Here is a 22853-nt window from a genome sequence, read left to right as displayed (position 1 = left end):
CTCTCGTCGCTTGGATTTATAGGGCATTGGCGGCAATCACGTCGCTGAGCCAATGATAGGACTGTTTGGGAATGCGTTGCAGGGTGGGATAATCGACGTAAACCAAGCCAAACCGCTTGGAATAACCGCGGCCCCATTCGAAATTGTCCATCAGCGACCAGGCGAAATAGCCGCGAATATCATGGCCTTCATCCAGCGCGTCCAGCAGCGCATTCAGATAGAGGTTGAAATAGGCGATGCGGTCGTTGTCGATCACCTTACGGTCTGGGCCAAGCGCATCCGGGTAAGATGCACCGTTTTCGGTGATGTAAATGGTTGGCTTGCCATAGCGCTCGCTGGTGTCGCGGATCTGTTCCAGAAAGGCTGCCGGATCGACCACCCAGTTGACATCGGTGAGCGGTCCCATGCCTGTCGGGGGTGCTGTTTCCGACACACCAAAGGTGGTGTTTTTATTCGGACCAACAAACACCGGATTATAGTGATTGAGGCCGAAGAAATCCATTTTTTGCGAAATGGCCTCCATGTCCCCCGGTTGAATGAAGGGCTGCATGGCAGCCGCAATTGGCTCCGGGTAGGTGCCGAGCCAGAGCGGATCAACCGTGACCCTGCGCCAGAGGCAATCGCCGAGAATCCGTGCTTCTTCGTGGGCGGCATCGTCATAATGTGGGCGCACGGGGCCAAGGGAGACGATATTGCCCACCTCGGCTTGTGGTGCTTCGGCCCGCACTGCTGATACGGAATAACCATGGGCAAGATTGAGCGTGTGAATGGCCTGAAGGCTGGAAGGATAATCCTGTTTGCCGGGGGCGTGACGCCCAACATTATAGGCCACCCATGGAATCACATTTGGCTCATTGATCGGCGCAAAGCGTTTGACCCGATCACCAAAATGCCTGGTGATAACGGCGGCGTAATCGGCAAAAATCTTGGCCGTATCACGATTGCGCCAGCCGCCATTCTCTTCCACAGCGACCGGCATGTCCCAATGATGCAGGCAAATCCACGGCTCAATTCCCTCATGCAAGGCCAGATCGATCACCCGGTCGTAGAAATCCAATCCTCGCTGGTTCACCTGCCCACTGCCGCTTGGGAAAATGCGTGGCCATGCGGTGGAAAGCCGATAGGCCTTCACCCCAAGCCCGCGCATCAGCGCGATGTCTTCCGGGTAGCGGTGGTAATGGTCGCAGGCAATGTCAGCCGTATCGCCATTGGTGGTGCGGCCCGGTGTGTGGCTGTACACATCCCACACGCTGGGTCCGCGCCCATCGGCATGAACAGCACCTTCCGTTTGAAAGGCAGAGGCCGCCACGCCCCAGAGAAAATCAGGAGGAAAGGATCTCGACATGATGTGTTGCTTCACTTTGAAGGGTACGAACCAGCTTATTTCTTGGAACTGACATTCCAGAAGTAAGGCCATGGCGATGGATGAAAGCCCTCAAGCGTTTTGGCCTTGGCCGAAAGCGCATTGAAATCACCCACCTTGAACACCGGCGCATCCTCATAGAAGGTCTTTTGAATCTCCGTGAAAAGCTTCTGGCGCTTGACAGGATCAGACTCGGCAATGAATGGCTCAATTGCCTTGGTCTTTTCTGGCGTTGACCACCAGCCGGGATAACTATCCGACATCCATCCGTTCAGCACAGGCTCTGGTGGGAAGGGGCCGTGGGTGATGAAAATATCCCAAAGGGCAGGATCAGCACGGCGCGTTGTCAGGGTTGCCCAATCATAGATTTGCAGATCAACCTTGAAGCCTGCCGCTTTCAGATATTCCGCTGCCACCTGCGCCATTTTATAGTGAAACTCATATTGGCGGCTGGTGAGAATGCGCACTGGCTTGCCATCATAGCCCGCCTCTTTCATCAACTTGGCGGCGGCTTCAGGGTCACCACTGCCATAGCGGGCAATGCCTTCCTTGGTGTGCCAGGCATAGCCTTCAGGATAGATCGCGCCATCAACGGCAAAGAATTCCGGATTGCCAAAAGCGGCCAGCAACATGTCTTGCGGGTTCAATGCCACCTGCACGGCATGGCGCAGGGTCTTGCTGGTCATGATGCCCTGCTTGGTGTTCATTACAAACACAGGCGCACCATAGGGCTTGAGCACCACGGGATCAGAGGCTTTCGAACCTTTCAGGCGATCATAGCTCTCGGGTGCCAGTGAATCTGTGTAGTCAAATTGCCCGGAGACTGCACCCTCAAGCCTTGTGTTGGCATCCGGCACGGGAATGAAGCGGATTTCATCCAGAATGGCTTTGCGCGCACCCCCAAAGCCGTTTGCGGCATCGGTTCTGGGTTTATAACCATCAAACCGCACCAGTTGGATATATTGGTCTGGCTTGCGTTCTTTCAGCATATAGGGGCCGGTGCCGATGAATTTTGTCAAAGGATCGGCGATGGTGGATTTTGGAATGATCACCGCTGCGGAATTGTTGAAAGCCAGCAGCGACAACAGCGGCGCATAGGGCTTTTTCAGCGTGATGCGAATGGCATTGTCGCCCTGCGCTGTTACCTTGTCGATATAGGCCACAACCTGTTTGCCGCGCGATGCCGTTGCAAGCCAACGCTCAATCGAGGCCACCACGTCAGCGGATGTCATCACCGAGCCATCATGAAATTTCACGCCAGCGCGCAAAGTGATGTCGTAGGTTTTGCCCTCATCACTGATGGTGGGCATGGTTTCAGCCAGCAGCGGAATGACATTCCACTTGTCGTCGAACGTAAACAAGGTCTCGAAAATATGCTGTGTGGTCATACCAACCAGATCAGCCGTTGAGGCCATCGGGTCCAGTGTTGGCGGCTCGCCAATGGTTGCGACGTTGATGACCCCGCCCTTGTCCTGCGCGAGACCATGCCCCGGCAAAAGTGCAAGTCCAGGTAAAAGTGCAAATGCCAGCGTTGCCAGCAATCCCAATTTAGATTTCATGACGTTCCCCTTTTATTATTCTATAATTACGCAATACAGATCATAATTAAAGACTATCGGAACATCGCAGTCTGTCAATGCCTGTTAGCAATGATGCACGAACTGAAAACAAAAAGCCGCATTGCCCCAACGGACCGAGCAAACCGGCAAAAAGGCAGAACCGGTTTACCGAGGAGCTTCAGCGTGTTTGGCTGAGTGTCGTTTCGGTCAGAAACGTGCGGTCAACCAAATTCGTGACAAACAAAAAGATGTCTGAATCAGAAAACCCAATGAAGGCCTCCGGATTGTGCGTGCTTTTAGCTCCGTATATACAGAACCTCGAAAAATATATTTTCACGGAAATAAGATAGAAGTGTTGCGATGACAGTACGATCCCGCACCCTCGAAACCTATGAGGTTCTGCGCCACGACTTGCTCAACGGCCGCTTTATCCCTGGGTCGAAGCTCAAGATCGATACTTTGTGCCAGCAACTTGGCGTCAGCCCAGGGGCGGTGCGAGAGGCTTTGGCGCGCCTGACATCAGATGGTCTGGTTGTTGCAGAGGCTCAGCGCGGATTTCATGTTACCCCGATCTCGATCGAAGATTTACAGGATTTGACCGAGGTACGGATAGAAATCGAACTTCGCTGCCTGCGCCGATCGATAGCCAAGGGGTCTTTGGCCTGGGAAGGTCATATCAAAGACATCAGCCATCAACTGCACCATACCTCGATGTCTGATCCTGATGGCAGCAATACCGTTAGTCCTGCCTGGACTGAACTTCATGCGGCATTCCATGATGCCTTGGTTCTCGCATGCGATAGTCGCTGGTGGCTGAAGCTTCGCGACTCCATGTTCTGGCAGGTCGAGCGATATAGACGCATGGCGGTCCCATTCATGAAAGAGCCCCGTCACGTTGACATTGAGCATGCTGAAATCGCTGAAGCCGTCCTGGCGCGCGACACAGAACTCGCATGTTCCCGGCTTGAAGCGCATCTCCGCAAGACGAGTGATCTCCTTTTGCGTCTAGACGGCCCTTTTGAAGGCCTCTTTTCAAAACCGGGAAGCAACGTCAGTCATTCACTTTCACAAGCCGGATCGCCAGTTCCCACATCAACGTAAACCCCAGACAGTTCCCCACCATCAACGCCAGGCATTATCATGCAATTTGGCGGCCTCCTCGCTCAGCAAAGGGCCGATAACCTCGACGCGGCGCTGGCCCGCCTCGAAGACCACACGGCATGGCAGGTCGAGTGTCGGATTTTCAGGATGATTGCCTGTCATCGCCTTCAATTGGCTCTCGCTCAAACCAAAAACCACCCGCCCAATCCCAGCCCAATAGGCCGCACCGGCACACATGGCACAAGGCTCGGCTGACGTGTACATGGTGCATTGATTCAGACGTTCGGGCGTGTAGGCTTGCGAGGCACGGGTCATCAGAACCCGTTCTGCATGCCCCGTCATGTCGCGCGTCGGATTATAGGCGTTTTCCTGTTCCATCAGCACCTTACCATCCGGCCCGACCAGAATAGCACCGAAAGGATGATTGCCTGTTTCCTGGGCCCTCAGCGCGACCTTGAAGCTGAGACGAAGGAAGTATTCGTGATCGAGACCGGTCACGGGCGAAAACGTCATTGTCATACTCCTTGCAAAATCAGCTTGAAGGTGCGCGATGAAAAATCGAATGACAAGCACAGTTTTCCGGCTTTATCGTTCGAGAAAATGAAACGGTGGGCCGCCAAATGCAACTCACCTCCTCTTCCGTAATCCTGCTGGATGCCGTTGCCCGCGCTGGTTCTTTCCGGGGAGCCGCTGAAAAACTGAATATGTCCGCCTCGGCGATCAACCGGCAGATCATCATCTGGAGCACGACATAGGACTGCCCTTGCTGGAAAAATTGCCACGTGGTGTGCTGCCCACAACAGCGGGGGAGCGGAGGCAGGCGGTCTGCGGTTCCCGGAGGAGAAATTCAAGGCTTGAGGAGAGAGGGCCTGCTTTCTCAGCTGACATAGGGTCGTGCGGTTGCAAGGGTCTGTCCGGTTCAGATTGAACCAGACAGACCCTAAAAGCAGTAGTATCTCAATCGGCTATCTGCCGATCAACGTTGATGGATTATCGCTCTTCGGCAACGAACCGGTTTTCGATTGAACCCAACCCGTTTACCTCGACGCGAACGACATCGCCCGGCTTCATGAAGGTATCGGTTGCAATCCCAACATTCGATGGTGTTCCGGTTATGATGATGTCACCCGGCTCGAGGGTCATAACGGTTGAGAGATAGGAAATCTGATCCCAGATATCGTAGATCATATCGCCCGTAGACGTGCGCTGTCTTTCCTCGCCATTCAGAGAGAGGGATAGCGTCAAATTGTGCGGATCCGGAACTTCATCCGCCGTCGTGATCCAGGGGCCGATGGGGCCGTGGGTATCAAAGCTCTTGCCGAGCGTATAGGTCGGTGAACGGAACTGCCAGTCTCTGGCGGTGACATCATTGGCCACGAAATACCCGGCGATCACCGATTGCGCGTCTTCGCGCTTCACATGACGGCACCGCTTACCAATGATGAAGCCAAGCTCAGCTTCATAATCGACCTTTTCGGACACGCTGGGCAGCACCACGTCGTCATAGGGTCCATTGATGCAGGTGACCTGTTTGTTGAACCACAATTGCGACTTTGGCGTGGGTATTCCTGCGGCTGCCGCTTCCTCGGCATGGGCCCTGTAGTTCATTCCGATGGCGAGAAACTTCCTGGGATCGGTGATTGGTGCAGCAAGCTGAACATCCGCCAGTACGAAAGAAGGGCCATCAAGCGCTTCCAAAGCCGGTCTTAATTCATCCAACCGCTCAATCAGCGCCTTCATTGAGCTTCCGCATTCAGGAGCCACGGAACTCAGATCAATGATTTCAGAGCCCACGACTTTACCGAGCCGAGGCTTTCCCTCGACAATAAATCTTGCCAGTTTCATTCTATTATCCTTATTCCTGATCACCCGGCTCTACGGGACGAATGCTATTGACCGAAACTCCAATTCCCGGACCTGAGAAGGCCACCATTTCGGTTTTGACGATTTCAAAACACGGCATATCTGCCACGGCGTTGACGATATGAAAGGTTGTCGGGAGCTGTTCAAACGTCGCCTTGTGCCAGTTGAAGCTGCCCTTGGCCCGCCAGCGCTTGAACTGGTATCCATCGAAATTGATGGCATCCGGCTTGCCCGCCCCCGGCGGTGGCGCTGGCGTCGTGATATAAGCGACGTCTGCTCCTCCACCCTGAAACGGGTTCGTCCGAGGGACGTATTTATAGTACATGGCCGCTCCACCCCCGGAACCAGGCAGGCTCGGCGGGGCGTCATCCTCCTCCATCTCACCAAGAGCGATGTCGAAAAATTTAAAGCCGAACCAGGACGCTTCGCAGGATGCCGTGGTTTTTTCCTTATCCCAGGTGATTTCCGGCATGTCGCAAAACAGTTTTGGAAAGCCCATTTCATCCCGCCCAGTCAGGATCGCATCGGGAGCGCCCTCCCAGATAACCGGGCAGAAAGACCCTTCCAATCGCTCGGTTTTGCCTTGATAGGTTACGGGGAAATCAATCGACAAAATGCCGTAGCCACGCCCCGCCAGCCAATAAAGATTCTTGAACCAGGCACAGGAGACACTGATGAGCGGCTCACCGCGCAAGCTCATCCCCGGAGGCAAAAGCGCCTCTAACTTATCCGCACTGGTGCGATAGGTAATAGCCATCCATTCCGCATTCATCGTACCGGTTTCTTCCAGCGCCCACATGCCGCCGCCCGGCTTTTGGCGGGGACCTACGGCCGGCCCGAATACCGTGGGCATCCGATAGCGGAACTCCTGATTGAATTTGAACCCCATAAATCGATCTCCCATCACATATGACAGATGCCTCTGAATGGTGACGTAACCATCCAACTGGCCTCTGATAACTGGCTACACGTCTCCGCAATCCGCGCTGGCAAAATGCGGGTGGCATTACACTGGTTGGGGGTAAATCAGATAAGTCATAGGAACCTCCCTTCCCATTATAAATATTTTATTCTAAAAAATATATTTTTTAGCGCCTCGTCAAGCAAAAAGGTTAAAGACTGTTACCTGACTTTGCTTAGGGTCCTCTCCGAGGAGAAAGCCCAAGGACGGTACTCAAGTCGAATGCGAGCGCCGCATAAATGACGACACCATCCTTCTGTCTTGAGGTAGAAAAATCAGCGAAAGCAGAGTTCGGATTAACGATATAGGCCGCGCCAAAATCGAGAATGCCATTGCCAAAAAGGCCTGTGCTTCCATGCACGTCAAACATGAACATGTCTTGTGACTGCCTCTGATCGACGCCTGAGAAGAACCGCCGGGCATTGCGCTCGTACTCGGCTCGCTCCTCGCTGATGCGAATATAGTGAGCAGAGGCACCGACACTCGCCAGCGGATTGGCTTGCCAGAACCCCGAATATTCTACGCCTACATAGGCCTCCCATGGATAGTCGTGACCTTCACCGAAGTAATGTAGGATACCGCCATAGAACGCGATGTTTTCCGGATTGAAACTATCCGAAGACCTGCTCCAAACCACCTTGCGTGCATGCGCATACATTGCGGTCGTTCCGCTGTCATGCGTGACGATCTTGGTATTCGCGCCGTATGTCGGGTTCCCCCATCCACTGTTGTAAAGCGTGTCCTGATAGGGCGTGGACCGGAAATAGGCTCCAGCTTCAAGTTTAAACGGCTTGTCACTGTCCATAAAGGTTTCGATATGACGAACGTTGGCAGCGGCGATATAGCCTTCGGCGTCTCCAGATCCCCAAGTCCAGCCGTCGCCATTCTGCCAGTTGTCCGGATTATCCTCGATCAAACCGAACCCTAACGTCGTGTTTGCCGTGAGCTTATAGGCTGCCCGCGCACCCCAAACGGAACGCACATCGTCCGGAAGGTTCAGGCTCTTGCCCTGGGTTGCGTTGATACAACTGATGCCGCTGCAATAGCCCCTGATCGAGAAGTCACGAGCCAGTCCAATGCGGCCCGCTTCTATGGTCAAGCGGTCATCTAAAAAGTCTGCTTCCAGTGAAAAGCGGGCAAGAGCCGTGTCGGTATTGCCGGTGACCGGCGGAAGAAAGGCAGTCAGGTTGCCGGTGACATTGTTGTTTGGCAAATTGATCGCTTCAGTGAGCCTGATCCTTAGATCAGGCGTAATATTACCGGTCAGATCGACGAGGAACGATCCATAGCCGACTTTTCTGAAGCCATAGGCAGAAGCGCTCTGAGCGATGTTGATATAGTCAATTCGAAGATCGACCCCATTCTCATGAAGCCACCGTCCGGCTTCTGCGAGCGGGCCGGAATAGACTGGCGGTGGGCCATCCAGAAAAGGTGGTTCTTGCGTACCGATCTCCGGATCGATGGCAAAAGCTGGAACAGCCGTCGCAAACAGCAACGGTATAGTGATCATGTATAGAATTCGCATTATTATCCTCCCCTAAGAATCGAACCTGCTCACTCCGTTGCATTTGGTTTGATTGACTGCTCCTCATTGCGACTGTGCTGCGGCGAAGCCTCCGACAAAGCGGTGACGCAGACTGATAAGTCGATCAGGACCACCTCCCGTATGGTCCTTATGAAGCGATGACGGCTATGCTGATCCGACGCCGATCGCCCGCAAGTGCTGGGATCGACATCATCGAAACAATGCTCGCAACGCTGCGTATGAAAGATGAGACAGAGGATGCCGAAAGATTGGCCGTCCTTTCGACCAACACCAGCGCAGCGGTCTGGGTTACCATGGCTTCGGCTGTTTCATCCGGTGAACGTCTGACAAAAGCGCGGCGCCTTTAGCGCGGTAGCGAATAACGGTCGAACACAAGGTTCCGCCCAGTTCTTCAGCATGGCGATTGTTGTCGAAGTGACTATTCGTCCCAGGATTAGCGACGGCATGCGTCATCGTTGCCTGTTTCAAGGCTTCCTCCTCCTCTTCATTTAAATGTGGCGTGCGGCCTCCCAGCGCACGCTTCTCCTCGGTCGGATCGACCGCTGAGCTGGTCGATCCGCCACCCCTCCCCGAATAGCGGGGAAGGGTTTACCCAAAAGCTGCTATCCGAGGTTTCCGGACCAGCATTGTCAGCAGCAATATTAAGTCACAGCATGATGATAGGTCGTCTCTCGGATACCGTGTTCCTCAACACAAGCCCTAAGAAAATCCATCGCCGAGCCGGGTAACCGCAAAACGTATAGGCCTCTTCTTTCCCGACCACGCCTGCCAATCAATCGTCCCTCGCGCTGCCCGATCAGACCTTAGGATCAAAGGCTATGCCGGGACGCAGGAAGCCGGGTGTGGGAGGCGTGCCCCAGAGATTGAGCCAGCGTCCTGCCAGACCCTCCGAGATATCCCAGGTCCGTGGCTCGTAGGTCGCGTCATTGTCGATGCGGTCAAGCTCGATGGAATTTTCCACCAGGCAACCATGCGGGTCGGCGTAATAGGTGAAGATATTGCCTCCGGCCCCGTGACGGCCCGGACCCCAAACCATCGCCCGGTCCTTGAGGGTGAGATTGTCAGCAATGGCTGCGAGATCTTCAAGAGAATGGAGATCAAAGGCATAATGGTGCAGCCCGCTTTCACCCGGCCCCATCGCGATCGTGTGATGGAAACCGTCTTCGGCGCGGTACCACCGCAAACCGTCTTCGCCCGTCATGTCCGAGAGCTTCATACCCAGCACCTTTGCGCAGAACTCGCCGAAGGCATGAGTATCGGGCGCGAATGCGTTGATATGCTCGATCCGGCGGGGTCTGGCGCCGGGCGTCGAGTAGTTATACCGGCGTGGCTGATTACGGGCGATCGGCGTATGCACCTCGAAAATCGCACCCCCTGGGGCGACGATCCGCACGGCCTTGTCGTAGTGCTTTCCAAGCGGCTTATCGTCGAGAACGGTCAGCCCGTCGGACAGAGCGCGACGCTTGACCTCGTCCACGGCGTCGGCGCTGACGGCTTCCAGGCCGCAGGCCACGGCCTTGCCATCGCCCTTGATGTAGGTGAGTTCGTGATGGCGGTCGTTGCTGGAGAGATAGACCGTATCGCCGTCCTGCTCCGTGATACGAAGGCCAACCACGTCACAAATATCTTTGGCCGCACCAAGCGGATCAGGCGAGGAGATGACAACATGTCCCATCTGCCGAATTAAATAGGTCATTTTCGTTCCTTCTATTTCACATCAAGTGCCAGGCTTTTCACATCAGGTTCCGGCAACAAAACCACCGAAAGCACCACGGCAGAACAACAAGGGCGGGCGGTCCCGGACCACACTCAGTGTGAGCACATTGCCCATGACGAAGAGGTGATCTCCCGCCTCATGCGCGCTATGCAGGGTGCAGTCGATCCAGGCGACAACGCCGTCGAATACCGGCAGATCAAGGCTGGAGCGGCTGTGCGCAATATCCTGAAAGCGATCGGCATCCCGTTTCGCAAACCGCCCTGGAAGATCGGATTGATCATCGGCCAGGATATTCACGCAGAATGCACCAGCTTTCGCGATCAACGGCCAGGTTTGCGAGCTATGCGCAGGTAAGAAACCAACAAGCGGTGGGTCCAATGACACCGACGTGAATGAGCCAATTGTCATGCCAATCGGCTTATTGTCATGGTGCGCAGTCACAATGCACACGCCAGTAGGATAGTGACCCAGCGCGCGGCGAAATTCCGCCTGGTCGTGAGGGCTGAGATGCTCAGCGGAGGCTCGTGCTTGGTTCAACATAGGATACCTCTCGTTATTGTGTCGCCAATCATGGGAAGGGTTGTTCGGGAGCGCGCCCTGATCCGGCTTTTGTGTGCGATACCGGATCATCACACCCCTTCCCCTGACCCTGGTTTACTTTCCAGAGACTTCCGCCCCGGTCGGCCATTCTGGTGGGTAATTGGGTAAAAGGGCTCCCAGCGCGACGGCAACCATTGTCAGTCCGGTCAGGATGGCAAACGGGACGAAGTAGCTTCCAGCTGCAGTCGCCATTGCGCTGGTAAGGAATGGCGTCAAGCCGAAGGACAGTGAGCAGATTGCCAGCGTCAAACCTTGAATTTGAGCAAAAGCTTTGGGTCCGAAATAACGGGCAACCAGGAATGGGCCGAGCGCAGACTCCGCACCCGTCGCAAATCCGAGAGAGCTCATTGCCACATAGAGCAGGAAAACCGAACCGTGGTTGAAATAGGCAATGGTTAGGCCGATCGGAACCATGGCGAGCAGGGGTGCGATCACCCAAGGGCGTCGACTGCGATCAAGGATCATGCCGCCGAGAAAAAGACCGACGACCGAAGCCACGAACAAAACAGATTGCGAAAATGCGATGTCGTTCAGATCAAAGCCACGCTGCTGAAAGAAATCGACGGAGTTCTGTCGGACAGTCATCGGGCCTGCAGCGGTGATCGCCAGAAAAAGCGTGATGAATATCCAGGTCTTGGTCCTGATCGCCATCTTGAGAGGTATTCCGGCTGCATTCTCCATATTCAAGTGGGACCCAGGCATGGGCAGGCGCTTGGCAGAAGACGGTTTGGCAGGTTCCGAGATGAGAAAGAGCGCTGAGGGAATGCCAAGCACGGCGATGGTTGCTGCGACGACGAAGTAGGAACCGCTCCAACCGATGCCGCCCAGTTGGTGGAGGCCCGAAGCCGACCCATCACTGCTCGTCGCTCCATAAATCAACCACTGGAACAAGGGAGAAAAGAGCGCATTGGCGAAGCTTGAAAGCACCCCAACCAGTGCAAATCCGATCCCCCGATGCTCCGGAAACCAGCATGTGATGATTTTGAAAATCACGGCAAGGCTGGACATGAAGCCGAATAATGCGGCCAGGATGATCATGGGGGTCAAGATCCAGATCGTTCCGCTGACCAGCGGGATCATCGCGGTTGTCACGGCGTATAAAATGACTGCGGGAATAGCAACTGCTCTTGCACCCCACCGATCTACCCATGCGCCGGCGAGCGGCAGGATCAGGGGGGAGAGCAGCAATGGCAGCGCCACAAAAATCAGCAGCGCATCGGCCTGAGCACGATGGGTCTCCGCTGAGAAAGCTGCGATCACAAAAGGTGTCATAGCCGAAAGACCGGCAGGACTAATAACCATCAAGATCAGGCATCCAATCAAAGCCATCCTGGCTTTCCTGGGCGCACCAACCAAACTTTTGAAATATGCTCTTAGCGTATTTCCCTCGAAAGGTGAAATAGTAGAAATTTGCGCCTGTTCCATGGAACATATGCCCCTTTTTAAATGCAGACGCCTGGCGATCCCTCCTCCAAAGACGGGGCTCGGCGCTGGTTTTATTGTCAACGATTGCGGCTGTCTGTTTCCTATCAGTAAGAAATTATCCGCCCACCCATCGGGCCGCTCAGCCGGCAAGCACATCCGAGCCGGCATTGGCCGACGTGGGAATGGCTCAAGGTCAAACAGACATTGGCCGTAGCGCAAATGGGGTCGATTAAACACACTCGCGACATGTGTTCACGAGAGTATGCGAGCCTGCTGATTTCATCAGTCTAGAACGCGCCCTGCACAATTGCTGGAATCGAAACCGTGGTGCAAATTATGCAGGGCTTATGCATTCTGAAATGAGTTTGCGCGTCTTATTACGCTCAACACTCAACAGAGGTTGCCAGGGGAAACTGGCAACCGTCTTCTCTAAAAGACAATCTCTAACAAAGAGCTCAAACGGCTGCCTGGCTCAGCATGAACCTGACAGACTTTAGTGTGGCGGCTTTTGCGGTATCATGGGTGCTGCCATCTTCTGGAAGGCACTCCAATGCTCACGCAGCTTTCCATTCCGTACCCGAAAAACGGTGAGAATATACCAGTCGTAGGTTTGCCCTGGGGCGGTGGGATCAAGCATCGGATGCTTCATCATCACGCATCCCAACTCCCCCTCGACGACGACGCTGACCACCGGAGGCGCCGGACCTCTACCCACTGGCACTTTTTTGAAATATTCAATCAGATTGGCCAGTCCATTACCGTTCGCATTCGGATCATGTTGAATATAGTCGTTATCGACGTATTTCGTCATGACATCGACGACATTCTCTTCAACCGCATTGGCACGCACCATCTTGGCGAGGTCGACCTGGAAATCGACAAGAAGGCGCTTTTTTGCAGCAACTTCCGGTGACGGCGATGCCGACACGGCCGCAATATAATCCTCCCTGTCCAGCCAGGTTTCGTAAAGCTTAGGCTCGTGGATATGGGCGACACCGTCAATAATCGTGAAATCGCTCATAAACTTACAACCCCTTGCCTTCCAGATTAACGCGTTCTGGCACGGCACCGGCAAACATTGGGAAAGGTGTGATGCCCAGGAGGCGCCGACCATTCACCTCCGCTTGCGGATCAAGCCGTACGGCGCCGTGGGATGCCAGCACACGAACGTCGCGAACAAAGCGTTGGATAGGGTTGTTGAGCGACATCGTCGATGAACCCAACGTCTTCTGCAACAGGTTAATGGCGTCTTCGCAAAGGCTTGCAACGTAAGCGAGGGTCAAACTGATCTCTGAGTCCTCGTCATGTGTAAAGTCTTGGCCCTCCGCTGTCCTGGCATCGACCTGATCTGCGTAGCTCTCGATTGTCGCCTGGGCGACCTTGATCATGGCAAGTGCCTTGCCGGCCGCAACTTGCGCCGACGCCATGTCCGAGATTGTCGGATACGGAAGTGAAAAAGGCGGACGCTTCTTAGCCTGCTCCGCGAAACACGAAAGTGCCCCACGCGCCATACCGAGCGCAATCGACATATCACACAAGGACACGGTCGCCAGATTGGCAAGCCCGCGCTGCTGATATCCAAAGCCCTGGTATCGCGTATGCAATTGCTGGAAGCGCAGAGGGTATTGGCTCAGATCGAGAAACCGACGATCGGGCACAAAGACTTCTTCCTTGATGGCAAGGCTGTTGCTGGCACTGCCAGACAAGCCCATGACGTGCCAGTCGTCCAAAATCTCATATTTCGAACGGTCAACGACAACCACGCCGCGCCCGGTACCACCAGCAACCTTCGGATCATATTCTATGCCCAGCATCGCCCATTTGGCGTGCTTGCATCCGCTACCGAAAGCCCAGCGACCCTTGACCATCCAACCGCCTTCGACTTTGCGACCTTCTCCGACTTTCGTCGCAAAAACAGACGCACCGACAACGGTAGGGCCAGCCCAATCTCGGGTATCTTCAAGAACTTCTCCGACAACCTCGCCATCAAGGGCCAGCAGGTTCTTCACTCCAACGGCGACGAAACCAGCCCAGCCAGCCGATCCATCCGCCTCACCCAACGTGGCGATAATCTCGACCAGATCCCGCGCACCAAGAGCATATCCGCCCCATTCAGCAGGCATGGCCATCTTGTAGATACCGATATCGCTGAGCGCCTTGAGAACATCCGGCGTCAAGGCGCCAATCTTCTCGCCTTCGCGCGCCTGCTCCCGAATAAGGGGAATAAGCGCCCGGGCCTTATCGCGGATATCACGACCCTTATCGGTCAACCATTTCGACTCGACAGGCGCTGAAGGCACTGCGGGCGGCATTGGGGGAAGGCCAGACATGGGCGGCAAACCGGGCATGGGTGGCATCCCTGGAGCGGGCTGCCCACTGGGCGCGGGCGGCAGGCCTGGCATAAGCGACAAGTCACTAGAAAGAGCGGACATCCTTGAATTACCTCCATATTTCCAAGACGTGTTACTGTTCTAAACGGTACAGTACAGTTGTGTCAATTGATTTTTTTCAAAGCCTCGGAGATTGCGCTTTTGTGAAGGAAGGTTAAGAAACTAAGCCCTTGATTGCCCCTCTTTTTGGACAGAGACCACGCGCCGTGCCTGTGACATGCCTCCCTTGGGGCCTTGAATGGACTGCTGCGCTCATGTAGGAGCTGAGGTATGCCTCATCCACGAAACAAGAATTCTAGATCAAAACGAGAGTTGATCATGGCCGCTGCCGTCGATCTACTTTTGGCCAATGGATATGAGAGAACCTCTATGGATGCGGTGGCCGCCAAGGCCGGCGTTTCAAAGACGACTGTCTATGCGCATTTTTCCGACAAGCTTGAATTATTTCATGCCGTCATGACACATGCCGCTTCCGATTTCGCGCTGGACCTCGGCAGCGTTGTGGAAAGTCGATCCGTCGCAGATCCCCTGGAGCAACTGACAAGCGTGCTGCTTGAGGTCGTCAAAGCCGCATCCGCCCCCGAGCTGACCGCCTATTTCCGAGTTCTCATTGCAGAAATTGACAGGCGCAGCGAACTGCAAGCCATGTCTGATCAGGTCCAGTCAGATATGCCTGACGTGATCCGCATCATTGCCTCGCTCATCGTGAAAGTTGCCGCCACCCGCGGCTATGTCGTTGAAGATCCTGAACGCTATGCCACATTGCTGGTGCGCATGACAGCACCGGGAACTCAGTTCGACATCCTCGTCGCAAACTTCCGGCCCTCGGACGAAATCCTCGCAGCCCATATCGGCCTCATCGTCAGCATCTTCTTCGATGGCATAGGACCGAAAGACAGCGACACCAAGGTCGTAAACCTACCCCCGCTCTATCTCTATCCAATCAGACGATAAAATTCGGGCCTGGGTTTCTAACAGCATCAATAATAGACCGGCATCCACAAATCGTGCTTGCTGTCCACCGGGCTTTCCACAAGGCGACAACTGTATTATCAAAAAGATGATCATGTCGTTCTCGTCGAATGGACTTGACATTTGCTAGGCCAACTGTGGCAATCTGGAGTGCGAGCAAACGGAATCAAATGTTGAAGTGGGACCACAGGAGCATTTCGAGGAAAAGTGGCGCGCGGCTTTCCATCTAGAAATTTATAAAAACAAAGATTTAGAGAATTTCTGCGTTTCAACCAAATGCAGAAAGTCTGTAGCATCCGACATCAAAGGCCGTGGGAGGTTTAATCAGCCTATCGAATGATTGGGAGCAGTATATTCGCAGACAAGCACGGGGAGGAGACCGGGTGGAAAAGAATACGAGTGCGACTTCGATCATCTGCGTATCATCTCATGACGCTGCGCCAAGTGTGGGCACGGCAGACACAGAATTGGCAAGCCCGACACCGGGACAGATACGCGAGGCGCTGGATCAACTCTGCAACGGCAATACATTCGCAACGGCAAAGCGCTCCCGACAGTTGCTACAGTATCTTGTCGAGGAGGCGCTCGCGGGTCGCGCGAATGCAATTGGCGAACATGCAATCGCTCAGGACGTATTCGGCAAAGATGAGCATTTCGATCCGCGGATCGATACATGTGTCCGGACCGAAGCCTGGCGTCTTCGCAACAGATTGCAAAGCTATTACGAACATGAGGGACGCTTCGATGTCGTGAGGGTGGCCTTCATGCCCCGCTCACTCGTGCCAATCTTCTCCTCGCAGCCATCCTTACCCGCGGCGGATATAAAAGATTTTCCGCGCCGGATTGCCATTCATCTGGACAGCGAACCCAATGCGGGCGAGAACGAGCAGCGTCTGGCGCGACAGCTACCCGAAGAGATCGCCAGCAGCCTTTTCAAGCTTTCTTCGATAGTCCCGGTCCTTCCCGGTGGAGCGAGTAGATCAGAGCTGGAGTTACGCTGCGCCATTCGCTCAGATGAGCAATGGATCAGGATCGTGACGACAATGGTCGATCTGGATGGCTTGGTTCAGGGAAGCAAAACATTTTCTTTCCCACAAAATTCCGAGAGACCCTCTCCCACCTTGATAGCCAATGCCATCGGCGAAATGGTTTCAGATTCGCTGTCACGCAACATCCTGGGTCAGGCGGTGAACATACCATGCCATTCTGACGAGAACGAGAACCGGTTTCTTGACCAGCTTCTGCGCGGTTCCCACATCAACCGGCGTGAGCGGTTGATCGAGCTGCGCGCCGCCGTCTTGCGCTATGAACAAATCATCTCCGACGACCCCTTGGATCAATTGTCTCACCGGAGGCTTATTGGCGCTTTAGGACAGTTTTTATCACTTGCGCCGGGCTCGATATCCAGGGTGATGCCCAAGCTGGCCGCTTCTGCCCACAGCGCTTTGTCGCTGAATGGCAACCTCAGCGACGTCTGGCTGATCTTGGGTTGGGCGTCGAGCTACGCCTATGACTGGCCACAGACCGAAGGCGCATGCCGCCAGGCCATTGCCATCACCCCGCTCGACCCTTCGCCCTACATATTGCTTGCGTTGACATATCTGCAAAGTGGACAGATCGTTTCTGCGCTGCAAATAGCGGAGGAAGCGATCAATCTCGATCCTTATTCCCCGATGGTGGCCAATGTCTATGCGCTAACGCTGAATGCAGCCCGCCGTTTCAGGGAGGCGGCTAAAGTCGCACGCGACGCCCTTGAAGCCGAACCAGGATTTGTTAAGTTACGGCTTACCTATGGAGAAGCCAAGCTCAACATGGGTCAGATTGATAGCGCTATCGAAGAATTTACCGCCGCCTCACGCATCATGACCGAAGATGCCACGGCCTGTGGGCTGCTAGGACTAGCCTATGGGCTTTCAGGCGAAAGATCAGAGGCGGATCGTCTTCTTTCCAGGGTGAAGCAGTCACCAAATCTGCGAGGCCAAGCTGTGCATGCGGAGGCGATGATCCATCTCGGACTAGGCGCTCGCGATGAAGCCATTAGCGCTTTGGAGCTGGCGGTGACACGAAGAGGCACACCAGGGCTGTTTCTGGCAAATGCCGTTTTCGATCCCATTCGGGATGACAGCCGCTTTTCAAGAATTCAACATCAGATGGAGCTGGCACATTAGGCCCGGGATGTCGGCAACAGGGCCGTGTGAGCACCCTAAAACACATCGACCGCAGGAAGCAGTCATGCTGCCAATGGGGTAATTGCACTATGCCGATCTCATGGCGCGCTCCACCAAGGTCTTCGCTGACGCAGTGGTCGACGATATAAAAACCCGTTCGATCAGACTTTCACACGCTGCACACCGATTGCGATAATGGAGGCCAACACTGTGTATGCACAGCACGCCAGCGCCTGCCATGACAAAGGAAAGCCGGCATCAATCAGCAATCCCATGATCACAGGTGAAGCACCGCTTGCTATAACAGATCCGGCTTCGACCGCAGAGCGCACGCGTGCCAACTCAGTGGCTCCAAAAAGCTCGACCCAAAGCGCGGTGGCAAGCGTCGACCCGAAGGCGGAGGATATGCCCATCAGAACCATATAGACCAGCGCAACCCATGACGATGAAAGCAATCCCAATGCCAGCATTCCAATGGCTTGCGGCAAGAGAAAATAAGGCAGAATTCGCTTCGTCCCAAAACGGTCGATGACGGGACCAATCACCACGACGGAGACCGCCTGTACAATGGCAAAGACCACAAATCCGGCAGCGAGCCATGTGATGTCCCAGTGCTTCTGCTCCGCCAGGCGGCCTTGATGGAAGAAGAAGCCTGTAACGATGAAGGGGCTTGCCAGAACAGCTGGCAGGGTCATGAGGAGCCGTCGGTCGAGCAACAAGGATGTCCGCCTGGGCTGGGTTGAGGCCTGTCCTTTGGGCCTGCGCTGACGCAAAGGCCGATCGCCCGCCCTTGGCAAGACCGCGAGTGCTACGCCGACACCGGCGATGACAAAGAGCGCGTTGATAGCCCAGGATGCACGCCAACCAAACGTGTCGTTCATCGTCACTCCGGCCAGTGGAAAAGTAGCCTGCGCGACAGACATGCCCAGAGCGATAATGCCGAGCGCTTTACCAGCATCTGCTGGAAACGTGCGGGCTGTTGCAGTCAGCGCCGTATGAACCATCAGGCCCTGGCCGCCCAGGCGCAGGAGGTAGAACGCAAGTAGGAGCACATAGACATTGGGGCTGAACGACACCAGTCCACATGCGCAAGCCAGCAGAACGGCTACCGCCCAACTGAACGCTCTTACCGTTGTGTAGTCGATCAGGCGCCCGGCCCAGGTGAGTGTCAAGGCGCTTAAAAACGTGCCTATTGCATAGACAGTGCCCAAACCGCCGTCGCTTAAACGAAAAGCGTCTCGAAAATGCTCCCCCGAGATCGAAATGAAATAGGTTTGGCCGAAGCTTGAAATGGCCAGAAGCATTGCGCCAAATGTCAGATGCTGCCAATTGCGGCTGGAAAATTCCCAATAGTTTTTGATCATTCTGGACTTTCAAACAAGGACAATGGCGCTAGCCAGAGTTCCTGCATGTTACATTACAGCGCTGTGCGTTTTAAAAAACGCACAGAAAAGAGTGTTCGCTTCGAGATCAGCGGAAAATCAACACAGGCACTTTGCAGGCACGGATCATTTCCGTTGTCGTTGACCCTAGGAAAAGTGCGCGCAGCCTGGAATGGCTATAGGCGCCCATTATGAGCAGGTCGCATTCCTCACGCTCGACAATGTCAGAAATCGCCTTATCCGGTTGCCCTGCAACAATGGCGGTCTCAACCGGCACATCCGCATCCGTAAACATACGCTTACCTTCAACAAGGGCTTGACGGGCTTCCGGCGTATCGTCCCCCACCGTTACCAGTTTGATAGAGAGCCCGGCAAACATCGGATTCCCTGATATATAGTCAACCGCTTTCATCGCCATCGCGCCGCCATCATAGGCGATCAGCACTTTACGGATCGGCTTGAAGGCACGTGATGCGATGGCGATCATCTTGTGACTGGAGCGAACCACCCGTTCGAGGTTTGAGCCAAGGTGCAATTGCGCAAAATCGGCGCCTTCACCACGCTTGCCGATCACGATCAGGTCGGCGCTTTCCTCCAACTCTTGCAGGGTTTCAGCCAGATCGCCATTGCGCAGCATAGTGTTGACGCTATTGATGCCCACGGCTTGAAGACGCGCCTTTGCCTCTTCCAGCAAAAGCCGTCCACGGTGTTGAGCCGTTCTTGCTTTTTGCGCGTCCAGTTCCGCCAGTTCCGCCAGAAGCGCCGTTCGGGCGCCCAAGCCGATATTACCGCTGAGATTGACCGGCTCCGTGGAAAGGTCGCGACGGCCAATCACATGCAGAATGTCCACGGACACCTCGGATCGGCCGGCAATCCATGCGATATGATCGCAGACGCTCTGGGCATATATCGAACCGTCTATCAGTCCTATGATCTTGATCATGATTGTCTCCCTCAATGGCCCATAAGGCGTTCCATGGCGCCGGGCTTGTCGTGAATTGCGAGCTTGTCAACGATTGTCTCGCTTGCCCGGTTCAGTCCGAGGATAGAAACCTCGGCTCCCTCTCTGCGGAATTTCAGCACGATCATATCCAATGCCGCGACACTGGATATGTCCCAGATATGGGCGCGGGATACATCGATGATGACGTTTTCCAGCGCTTCCTTGAATTCGAATGCCTGGTTGAAATCCTCGACGGAGGCGAAGAAGATTTGACCTTCGACCTTATAAGTGCGCGTTTTGCCATCCGGTGAGAGGATCGAGGTTATCTGGAATATCTGGGCGATTTTCCAGGCAAAGAAAACGGCTGACAACAGCACGCCGACCAGGACACCGACGGCCAGATTATGGGTGGCGACGACGCCGATCACCGTGGCGATCATCACGAAAGAGGACGAGCGCGGGTGATCCTTCAAATTGCGGATCGATGACCAGGAAAAGGTGCCGATGGAAACCATGATCATGATCGCCACAAGAGCGGCCATGGGAATTTGACGCACCCATTGCCCAAGCACGAGAATCATGAACAGCAGGAAAACACCGGCGCACAAACTCGACAATCTGCCGCGCCCCCCGGATTTCACATTGATCATCGACTGGCCGATCATCGCGCAGCCTGCCATGCCCCCAAAAAACCCGGTTATCGTATTGGCAATTCCCTGGCCGATACATTCGCGGTTCTTGTTGCTCGGCGTATCCGTCAATTCATCGACAATCGCAGCTGTCATCAGCGTTTCAAGCAGGCCAACAACGGCGACGGCGGCAGAATAGGGCAGAATGATCAGAAACGTTTCAATATTGAGAGGGATATTGGGAAGGAGCAGGACCGGCAATGTCGAGGGCAACTCACCCATGTCGCCGACAGTTCGGATGTCCAATCCGAAATAGATCGAAATCGCCGTCAACACGACAATACAGACGAGAGGCGACGGAATGGCCTTCGTCACATAAGGAAATAGATATATGATCGCCAAACCCGCCGCCACCAGCACATAGGTCGGTGCGGGGACATGGATCAGCTCCGGCAGCTGCGCCATAAAGATCAATATTGCCAATGCATTGACAAAGCCAGTCATGACGGACTTCGACACGAAACGCATCAGGCGGCCGAGTTTCAGCAGACCGGCAACAATCTGGATGATGCCGGCCAATATGGTGGCGGCAAGCAGATATTCCACGCCATGGGTTTTGGCCAGCGTGATCATCAACACGGCGGTGGCGGCGGTGGCGGCAGAAATCATCCCGGGCCTGCCACCCACGAACGCGATCAGCACCGAAATGGAGAAGGATGCATAAAGGCCAACCTTGGGGTCGACGCCAGCGATGATGGAAAAGGCGATGGCTTCTGGAATGAGCGCCAGGGCCACGACGAGGCCAGCCAGCGCATCGGCTTTGATGTTGCCGAACCACTCTGTTCGAGCTTGATGTAAACTATTGCTAGACAATGATATTTCTCCTGACCGCCATATATTTCGGCCAATCTTGAGCAGAGCGCTGAATGCCCTGCCGGTGTAACGATGAATGGATGAATGCCCGCGCCTATTCGGCGACACGGCTTAAGGGAACGGGCTTGCAGATCTCCAGCTCCCGCAGGCGGCTTTCGGCGGCATGAATATAATCGCGCCGCAGAGGAGCCGCGGACTGATCGCGCGCCAGCTGAATTTGAAAAACCATCATCCCCTGATACCGAAATGCGGTCTCCGATGACGCCAGATAGAATTCCCACATGCGGGCGAACCGCTCGTCATAAAGGGCCACCGCTTCGTCCCGCCGGGCTAGGAACCGCTCGCGCCAAGCTTTCAAGGTCTCGGCATAGTGAAGGCGCAATATCTCGATATCGCAGACCACCAGCCCCTGCCGTTCGATTGCCGCCAGCACTTCTGAAAGAGATGGAATGTAGCCGCCTGGAAAGATGTATTTCTGTATCCAGGGATTGGTATGAGAGGGCCCATCGAACACGCCGATGGAATGCAGCAGCATCAACCCGTCAGGCTTGAGCAAAGCCCGTATTTTTGCAAAAAATTCATCGAAATGACCAATCCCGACATGTTCGAACATGCCGACGGAAACAATCCGGTCGAATTGTTGCTTGATATCCCGATAATCTTGCAGCAAAAATCGAGGCCGACGCGAGGATGCAATGTCCTTGGCACGACCATTAGAAATTGCATGCTGATGTTGCGACAACGTAACGCCGGTGACGTCCGCCTGGGTCATCTCGGACAGATAGAGTCCCAGTCCACCCCATCCTGATCCGATATCAAGAACACGATGCTTCGGCTCGATCAGCAGCTTGGCAGCCAGATGCCGTTTTTTGGCAAGCTGTGCTTCTTCCAGCGAACTGCCCCGCCCCTCGAAATAAGCACAGGAATACTGACTGTCGGAATCGAGAAATAACCGATAGAGCGAGCCATCAAGGTCGTAATGATGCGCCACGTTGCGCTTTGATCGCCCGACCGGATTATACTGCTGAATACGCCGTTTCAAGCGTGTGAAACGCCGCATAAATCGAGCGATGCCCGTCAGGCGATCCACGCCCGTGTTCTGAAATACCAGTTCAAGCAGTTCATAGATGGTGCCTTGCTCAATGCCCAACTTGCCATCCATAAACGCTTCGCCAAGCGCAAGCTCGGGATTGAACATAATGGACCGCTGGGTTGCACGGTCTGCGAAACGGATAACGATCGGCTTGCCGCTTTCGTCTCCGATACGCGTATGTTGACCATCGCAGGAGATAACAATGAGGTTGCCCACCTTGATGTGGTGGGACATGAAACGAGTGAAAAACGAAGACATTCAATATCCT

At 54.7% G+C, this 22853-nt stretch carries 20 protein-coding genes; 4 read left to right on the top strand and 16 right to left on the bottom strand.

The window, feature by feature from the left end; all coding sequences use genetic code 11:
- Nucleotides 1-16 precede the first annotated feature (16 nt).
- Together AVCG78_RS17665 and AVCG78_RS17660 are read right to left on the bottom strand one after the other, a co-directional pair.
- Nucleotides 17-1345 (bottom strand): GH1 family beta-glucosidase, encoded by a 1329-nt coding sequence (locus tag AVCG78_RS17665; protein WP_071206993.1) that lies wholly within the window; start codon nucleotides 1343-1345, stop codon nucleotides 17-19.
- A gap of 35 nt (nucleotides 1346-1380) precedes the next feature.
- Nucleotides 1381-2922 (bottom strand): ABC transporter substrate-binding protein, encoded by a 1542-nt coding sequence (locus tag AVCG78_RS17660; protein ID WP_071206994.1) that lies wholly within the window; start codon nucleotides 2920-2922, stop codon nucleotides 1381-1383.
- 360 nt (nucleotides 2923-3282) lie between these two features.
- Between AVCG78_RS17660 and AVCG78_RS17655 the strand changes: the two genes are divergently transcribed.
- The gene (locus AVCG78_RS17655; protein ID WP_071206995.1) at nucleotides 3283-4023 is read left to right on the top strand and encodes a GntR family transcriptional regulator; all 741 of its coding nucleotides are present in this window, start codon (nucleotides 3283-3285) and stop codon (nucleotides 4021-4023) included.
- 21 nt (nucleotides 4024-4044) lie between these two features.
- Here the strand turns inward: AVCG78_RS17655 and AVCG78_RS17650 are convergent, their stop codons facing one another.
- Nucleotides 4045-4536 carry a nucleoside deaminase gene (locus AVCG78_RS17650; RefSeq protein ID WP_071206996.1) on the bottom strand — a complete coding sequence of 164 codons (492 nt, stop codon included), beginning with the start codon at nucleotides 4534-4536 and terminating at the stop codon, nucleotides 4045-4047.
- A 107-nt stretch (nucleotides 4537-4643) separates the two neighbouring features.
- On the opposite strand from AVCG78_RS17650, the gene AVCG78_RS17645 reads away from it, so the two are divergent.
- A complete protein-coding gene (locus AVCG78_RS17645) occupies nucleotides 4644-4778 on the top strand; it encodes a helix-turn-helix domain-containing protein (protein ID WP_081355280.1) in 135 nt (44 codons plus the stop codon).
- Between the two features lie 235 nt (nucleotides 4779-5013).
- Here the strand turns inward: AVCG78_RS17645 and AVCG78_RS17640 are convergent, their stop codons facing one another.
- From AVCG78_RS17640 to AVCG78_RS17600, 9 genes are all read right to left on the bottom strand, one after another.
- Nucleotides 5014-5868 (bottom strand): fumarylacetoacetate hydrolase family protein, encoded by an 855-nt coding sequence (locus AVCG78_RS17640; protein ID WP_071206997.1) that lies wholly within the window; start codon nucleotides 5866-5868, stop codon nucleotides 5014-5016.
- A gap of 10 nt (nucleotides 5869-5878) precedes the next feature.
- Nucleotides 5879-6775, bottom strand: a complete 897-nt coding sequence (locus AVCG78_RS17635) for an acetoacetate decarboxylase family protein (protein WP_071206998.1) — start codon at nucleotides 6773-6775, stop codon at nucleotides 5879-5881.
- Nucleotides 6776-7022: 247 nt separating this feature from the next.
- Entirely contained in the window at nucleotides 7023-8357 is a 1335-nt protein-coding gene (locus AVCG78_RS17630) for a carbohydrate porin (RefSeq protein ID WP_234643529.1), read from the bottom strand.
- A 324-nt stretch (nucleotides 8358-8681) separates the two neighbouring features.
- A complete protein-coding gene (locus AVCG78_RS17625; protein ID WP_139191576.1) occupies nucleotides 8682-8861 on the bottom strand; it encodes a hypothetical protein in 180 nt (59 codons plus the stop codon).
- 328 nt (nucleotides 8862-9189) lie between these two features.
- On the bottom strand, nucleotides 9190-10089 hold the full coding sequence (locus AVCG78_RS17620; RefSeq protein ID WP_012653509.1) for a VOC family protein: 900 nt from the start codon (nucleotides 10087-10089) through the stop codon (nucleotides 9190-9192).
- Nucleotides 10090-10131: 42 nt separating this feature from the next.
- Nucleotides 10132-10650 carry a flavin reductase family protein gene (locus AVCG78_RS17615; protein ID WP_041698416.1) on the bottom strand — a complete coding sequence of 173 codons (519 nt, stop codon included), beginning with the start codon at nucleotides 10648-10650 and terminating at the stop codon, nucleotides 10132-10134.
- Between the two features lie 114 nt (nucleotides 10651-10764).
- The gene (locus tag AVCG78_RS17610; protein WP_071207001.1) at nucleotides 10765-12135 is read right to left on the bottom strand and encodes an MFS transporter; all 1371 of its coding nucleotides are present in this window, start codon (nucleotides 12133-12135) and stop codon (nucleotides 10765-10767) included.
- A 493-nt stretch (nucleotides 12136-12628) separates the two neighbouring features.
- Nucleotides 12629-13156, bottom strand: a complete 528-nt coding sequence (locus tag AVCG78_RS17605) for a nuclear transport factor 2 family protein (protein ID WP_071207002.1) — start codon at nucleotides 13154-13156, stop codon at nucleotides 12629-12631.
- Nucleotides 13157-13160: 4 nt separating this feature from the next.
- Nucleotides 13161-14483, bottom strand: a complete 1323-nt coding sequence (locus AVCG78_RS17600) for an acyl-CoA dehydrogenase family protein (RefSeq protein ID WP_234665013.1) — start codon at nucleotides 14481-14483, stop codon at nucleotides 13161-13163.
- Nucleotides 14484-14843: 360 nt separating this feature from the next.
- Between AVCG78_RS17600 and AVCG78_RS17595 the strand changes: the two genes are divergently transcribed.
- Nucleotides 14844-15479, top strand: a complete 636-nt coding sequence (locus AVCG78_RS17595; protein WP_139191577.1) for a TetR/AcrR family transcriptional regulator — start codon at nucleotides 14844-14846, stop codon at nucleotides 15477-15479.
- Between the two features lie 401 nt (nucleotides 15480-15880).
- On the top strand, nucleotides 15881-17665 hold the full coding sequence (locus tag AVCG78_RS17590) for a tetratricopeptide repeat protein (RefSeq protein WP_071207003.1): 1785 nt from the start codon (nucleotides 15881-15883) through the stop codon (nucleotides 17663-17665).
- 161 nt (nucleotides 17666-17826) lie between these two features.
- Here the strand turns inward: AVCG78_RS17590 and AVCG78_RS17585 are convergent, their stop codons facing one another.
- The 4 genes from AVCG78_RS17585 to AVCG78_RS17570 all read right to left on the bottom strand — a co-directional run bounded on the left by AVCG78_RS17585 (nucleotide 17827) and on the right by AVCG78_RS17570 (nucleotide 22843).
- On the bottom strand, nucleotides 17827-18969 hold the full coding sequence (locus tag AVCG78_RS17585) for an MFS transporter (protein ID WP_234665012.1): 1143 nt from the start codon (nucleotides 18967-18969) through the stop codon (nucleotides 17827-17829).
- Between the two features lie 166 nt (nucleotides 18970-19135).
- The gene (locus AVCG78_RS17580; protein WP_071207005.1) at nucleotides 19136-19990 is read right to left on the bottom strand and encodes a universal stress protein; all 855 of its coding nucleotides are present in this window, start codon (nucleotides 19988-19990) and stop codon (nucleotides 19136-19138) included.
- A gap of 11 nt (nucleotides 19991-20001) precedes the next feature.
- Nucleotides 20002-21492 carry a SulP family inorganic anion transporter gene (locus tag AVCG78_RS17575; protein ID WP_071207006.1) on the bottom strand — a complete coding sequence of 497 codons (1491 nt, stop codon included), beginning with the start codon at nucleotides 21490-21492 and terminating at the stop codon, nucleotides 20002-20004.
- A gap of 94 nt (nucleotides 21493-21586) precedes the next feature.
- Complete coding sequence (locus AVCG78_RS17570) at nucleotides 21587-22843, bottom strand: class I SAM-dependent methyltransferase (protein ID WP_071207007.1); 1257 nt, start codon at nucleotides 22841-22843, stop codon at nucleotides 21587-21589.
- Nucleotides 22844-22853 lie beyond the last annotated feature (10 nt).

This window comes from Gillisella vitis, from assembly GCF_021559775.1.
Lineage (GTDB): Bacteria > Pseudomonadota > Alphaproteobacteria > Rhizobiales > Rhizobiaceae > Allorhizobium > Allorhizobium ampelinum.
This window is presented reverse-complemented; position numbering and strand designations above follow the sequence as displayed.